Raw genomic sequence first — 1,570 nt, 5'->3', positions numbered from 1 at the left:
ATCATTTTCTTTATCACTTCCTTCAGTTCGCCCAGGTGTCCGGCGCTCACACCGGTGTTCTCGGCTATCCGGGCCAGATGCCCTTCGGCCGTGTCCATCTTTTCCGCCACACTTTCCAGCCGGTCGTCCATGCTGCTCCAGTGCTGCAGCCCGCTGGTAAACATGCCCTCCAGCTTCGTCCCCTGGTCCTGCGTCATGGCCGTGAAGCCGCCCGCTTTCGCACTCTGGCTGGTACCGCCGGCTTCGGTCTTGTCGTAGCCCGTGGCTGCCGCCAGGTTGTCACGCAGGGCAAGGGCTTCGTCCACATACTGCATGTACTCTTCAGTCAGCGCATTCCGTTCCGCCTCGGTCAGTTCGTTGTCCTCCATCGCCTTGCCGAACTTCTCCCACCAGCCTTTCAGTTTTTCGCTGTACAGTTCACCGATCTTGTTGCTCAGCATCGCCCGCATGAAGTACTCGGATATATCCTCCGCCGCATCCTTCGCGCCATACTTCATGTTCATCAGGTTGTCGATGAAGCTGCTGTACATACCGTCGAATGAAATGCCCGTCAGCCCTTCATACAGCTGGTCGGTCAGTTCCTCCAGCTTGCCGGCCTGCGCTATGTAGTCATCCAGCTTCTCGGTCAGTCGCCCGCCGTAACCGCCCTTGCCGGTGTTCTGGATTTGCGTCCACATGTCCACATTCGAACGCAGCGCTTTCATCTCCTCCGGGCTCAGGCTCCACAGGTTCCCGTCCCACTGGCGGCCAATCTGTCCGCTCAGTTTGTCTATCTGTACTTGGTTGAAACCACCCCAGTAGTAGTTCCAGCTGTGGTGACTTCCGCTGTAGCGTGCCTGTTCCTTCGCTATCTGCAGATAGTTTGCATTCGTTTCTTTCTGGTATTTGTAAGCATCCCGGTAAGCTTCCACCGATTTAGTCCCCTTGCTCGCCTTGATGGTATCGGTCAGGTCCTCGATGGAGGTCTGCAGTTTCTCGTTCCGGTCTGTAAGACGGTCTATAGCCGCCTGCACTTCCTTGGCGTTCCCGCCGATGCCGAACAGTTTGTTGAAACCTCCGAAAGACACCGTGTTCAGCAGTCCTCCGATACCTTTCACAAGGGAACCGCCTATCTGTTTGAACAGGTCCCCGCTGAGGATATTGTCGAGTATTCCGGTTATCGCATTGAAAATGGTGTCTATCAATGATGAAATAATCGGGCCAATACCGTCTTTCAGCAAATCCAGTATGGAGAGAATGGCCGATATGATCTGCCCGATGACTCCGGCACTTGACAGGGTCTCGGACATCTGACTGATAGCATCACCGACCTTGCCTCCGATATTCAGTTTTGAAAGACCGGTAAGCATGTTCTGGATTCCTTCAAATGATCCCTGCAAGGTTCCGCTCGCAAAGCCGTGCAACCCGTCGGATACCATGTTCAACCCGTCAACCGTGTCCTGGGAGGCACTTTTCACCTCCCCGGCAAGCGCCTTCATTTCAGAGGTGGCGTTCAGGTATTCTTCGTCAGCTGAAGCGCTGGACGATTGGGCCATTTGAAGAGCGATTTTGGTACGTTCTATTTCTGCCT

The 1,570-nt window shown here is 54.7% G+C and carries 1 pseudogene; it reads right to left on the bottom strand.

Features of this window, described 5'->3' with window-relative positions:
* Positions 1–1,570: pseudogene (locus tag LPH68_RS26150) on the bottom strand (viral A-type inclusion protein); the annotation flags it as partial.

Origin of the sequence: Bacteroides sp. 1_1_30, from assembly GCF_020982715.1 — a bacterium.
GTDB lineage: Bacteria > Bacteroidota > Bacteroidia > Bacteroidales > Bacteroidaceae > Bacteroides > Bacteroides xylanisolvens.
Note: the sequence above shows the minus strand (reverse complement) of the source record. Positions and strands in the feature narration are given on the sequence as shown.